A 3667-nucleotide genomic window follows, 5' to 3' on the forward strand; every position below is an offset into this window, starting at 1 on the left:
GTGCCGACCCGGGGGCCGGCTCCCGTCTCAGCGGCCCTTGTTGCCGCTGACGGTCTCGGTGATGGCGCGCAGCGACTGCTGGAGCGAGCCCATCGTCGCGAGGACGGCGGTCGGCTCGTAGCCGCAGTGGGCCATGCAGTTCTCGCAGCGCGGGTCCTTGCCGCGGCCGTACTTGCTCCAGTCGGTCTTCTCGACCAGTTCGCGGTAGGTCGGCACGTAGCCGTCGGCCATCAGGTAGCAGGGCCGCTGCCAGCCGAACAGCGAGTAGTTGGGGATGCCCCAGGGGGTGCACTCGAAGTCGGCCTTGCCCTCCAGGAAGTCCAGGAAGAGCGGGCTGTGGTTGAGGCGCCAGCGCTTGCGGTTGCCGTCGGCGAAGGCCTTGCGGAAGAGCTCCCTGGTCTGCTCGACGCCGAGGAAGTGCTCCTGGTCGGGGGCCTTCTCGTAGGCGTAGGCGGGCGAGATCATCATCTCGTCCACCTTGAGCTCGTCGTTGAGGTAGTCCAGCACCTCGATGACGGTCTGCGGGGTGTCGGTGTTGAAGAAGGTGCTGTTGGTGGTGACCCGGAAGCCGCGGCGCTTGGCCTCCTTGATCGCGGCCACCGCCTCGTCGAAGGTGCCCTCCTTGGCCACGGACTCGTCGTGCCGCTCGCGCATGCCGTCGATGTGCACCGCGAAGGTGAAGTACGGCGAGGGCGTGAACTTGTCCATCTTCTTGCGCATCAGCAGCGCGTTGGTGCAGAGGAAGACGTACTTGCGGCGCTCGACCAGCTGCCGGACGATCTCGTCGATCTGCGGGTGCATCAGCGGCTCGCCGCCGGCGATCGAGACCATCGGGGCACCCGACTCCAGGACCGCGCCGACCGCCTGGGCCACGGGCATCCGCTGCTTCAGGACGCCCGCCGGGTGCTGGATCTTGCCGCAGCCCTCGCAGGCGAGGTTGCAGGCGAAGAGCGGCTCCAGCTCCACGATCAGCGGGAACTTGTCCCGGCGCTTGAACAGCTTCTGCTGCATGAGGTAGGTGCCGACCCGCACGGTCTGGCGCAACGGCATGGCCATGGCTAGCTCGCCTCCTGGGGGAGCGTCGAGGATGTGGGGTGGTTCAGGTCTGCGGAGCCGGGCGCGCGCTCCTGCCGGTACCAGTCGACCAGGGCGGGGACCGTCGCCCGCAGGGTCCGCCAGGCACGCACCCCGGCCGGGAGGGTGCCGAACCGCAGCAGCTCGTGCTCGGGTGTGTCCACCACCACCCGCAGGACGGCCGCCGGCAGCGCGGGCCGCACCTCGCACAGCGCGGCCAGGACGGCGGAGGCCTCCATGTCGACGGCGAGCGCGCCCTGGAGGTGCAGGGCGCGCCGTTCGATGCCGCGCACCACGTGGTCGGCGGTGTGGTGGACGCCGGTGTGCACGGTCAGGCCGCGCTCCTTCAGCGCCCGGGTGAGCCCCGGGCCGGAGTCGACCGGGTACAGGTGGCCCTCGGCGTCGCGCACGCCGTCGGCGGCCACCACGTCGCCGGGCAGGACGCCGGGGCCGACCGCGGCCCCGAAGCCGGCCACCACCACGGCGCCGTAGCCGGTGGGGGCGGAGCCGAGCAGCCGTCGGACGGCCGTCCCGGCGCGCCGCCGGCCGACCCCGGTGCGCACCAGTACCGGGGAGCCGCCGACCGCGCCGCGCCAGTCACCGCCGCGCAGGGCCCAGACCTCGGGGCCCAGGGCGCAGAGCACCAGCAGGGGCGCGGTGGTCACCGGGCCGCCCCGATCGCCGGGGCGCCGTCGGGCCGGCCCGTGCCCGGGGCGCCGTTGAGGTAGCGGCCGAGCGCGGTGACCGGGAAGACCAGCCGGTACAGGTGGTAGTTGATGGAGAAGTCCCACGGGAAGCCGGTGCCGGTGAACTGCGGCTCGTCCCAGGTGCCCTCGGGCAGCTGGGTGCGCACCAGCCAGTCCACGCCGCGCTCCACCGCCGGGTTGGCCCGGCCCTGCGGCCCCTCGCCGGCCGAGAGCAGCGCCATCAGCGCCCACGCGGTCTGCGAGGCGGTGGAGTCGCCGCGCCCGGCCCAGCGCGCCGGGTCGTCGTAGGAGCGCATGTCCTCGCCCCAGCCGCCGTCGGCGTTCTGCCGGTCCTCCAGCCACCGCACCGCCCGGCGGATCGCCGGGTGCTCGTCCGGGACGCCGGCCGCCACCAGGGCGGGCAGCACCGAGCCCGTGCCGTAGATGTAGTTGGTGCCCCAGCGGCCGAACCAGGAGCCGTCCGCCTCCTGGTTGCGCAGCAGCCATTCGACGCCGCGCCTGGTCCGGGGGTCGCGGGAGCGGCCGGTCTCGGCGAGCATCTCCACCACGTGCGCGGTGACGTCGGCGGACGGCGGGTCGACCACCTCGCCGAAGTCGCAGAACGGCAGCTTGTTGGGCAGCGTGCCGGTGTTGTCCACGTCGAAGGCGCCCCAGGCGCCGTTCTTGGACTGCATGCCGAGGTTCCACAGCACGCCCCGGTCCACCGCCGCGTCGACCTTGCCCGGATCGGGGTGGGCGACCCGGCGCAGCGCGAGCACCACCTCGGCGGTGTCGTCGATGTCGGGGTAGGTGTCGTTCTCGAACTCGAAGGCCCAGCCGCCGGGGGCGAGCCCGGGCCGCTTCACGGCCCAGTCACCGGGCTTGCGGATCTCCTCGCCGAGCATCCAGTCGACGGCGGAGACCAGCGCCGGGTGGTCGGCCGGCACCCCGGCGTCGACCAGGGCGATGGTGGCCAGGCAGGTGTCCCAGACCGGGGACTGGCAGGCCTCCAGCCAGCGCTTGCCGTCCTCGGTGTGCACGGTGAAGCGGTCGAAGGAGGAGAGCCCGGCCTTCACCACCGGGTGCTCCAGCTCGTAGCCCTCCAGGTGCAGGGCGATCAGCGAGTAGACGGCGGGGGGCTGGATGCCGCCCCAGCAGCCGTCGGCCTCCTGCCGTTCGACGATCCAGCGGCAGGCCTGCGAGACGGCCAGTCGGCGCAGCGGGCGGAAGGCCCGGCGGTGGTAGGCGTGCAGCGCCTTGTCGAGGCGTTCGAAGAGGCCGTCCCAGGTGGTCGCGGGGGCGAGCGGCCGGTGGGGGTACGGGTCGTTCGGGTCGGTGTGCAGCTCGGTGAGCGCGAAGGGGGCCGGACGGACCGGGCGGTGGGACGAGACGACGGTCAGCGGGACGATGGTCTGGCGGGCCCAGCAACCGAAGGCGTAGATGTTCAGCGGCAGCCACTTGGGCAGGAAGATGATCTCGGGCGGCATCTCGGGCAGCCGGTCCCAGGGCCACCAGCCGAACAGGGCGAGCCAGATCCGGGTGAACACCCGGGCGGCCGCGATGCCCCCGGCGGAGCGGACGTAGCGCGCGGCGGCCAGCATGTGCGGGGCGTCCGGGTCGTCGCCGGCCAGCTTGAGCGCGACGTACGCCTCGACGGTGGTGGACAGCTCGGGCGGTCCGCCGTGGAAGGTGGACCAGGTGCCGTCCTCGCGCTGCTGGGAGCGGATCCACTCGGCGGTGGCGTGGGTCAGCTCCTCGGTGCGGATTCCGAGGAACTGGCGGAGCAGTAAGTCCTCGGCATCCATGGTGACGTTGGTCTCCAGGTCGCCCTTCCACCAGCCCTCGGACGACTGCAGGGAGAGCAGGTGGGTGGTGGCGCGGGCCAGGGCCTCCCGCGCGTCGGCCGG

Annotated in this window: 3 protein-coding genes; all 3 read right to left on the reverse strand. The window is 72.8% G+C overall.

Annotation, left to right across the window (positions count from 1 at the left end):
* Positions 1 to 27: 27 nt before the first annotated feature.
* Complete coding sequence (gene hpnH / locus ACIQOV_RS32465; RefSeq protein ID WP_401054291.1) at positions 28 to 1056, reverse strand: adenosyl-hopene transferase HpnH; 1029 nt, start codon at positions 1054 to 1056, stop codon at positions 28 to 30.
* 2 nt (positions 1057 to 1058) lie between these two features.
* On the reverse strand, positions 1059 to 1739 hold the full coding sequence (locus ACIQOV_RS32470) for a 1-hydroxy-2-methyl-2-butenyl 4-diphosphate reductase (protein WP_401054292.1): 681 nt from the start codon (positions 1737 to 1739) through the stop codon (positions 1059 to 1061).
* Positions 1736 to 3667 (reverse strand): squalene--hopene cyclase (gene shc / locus ACIQOV_RS32475; protein WP_401054294.1); only part of this gene is annotated, 1932 nt, incomplete at its 5' end. The genes shc and ACIQOV_RS32470, both read right to left, overlap by 4 nt.

The organism is Kitasatospora sp. NPDC091257 (assembly GCF_044757675.1).
Lineage (GTDB): Bacteria > Actinomycetota > Actinomycetes > Streptomycetales > Streptomycetaceae > Kitasatospora > Kitasatospora lactacystinica.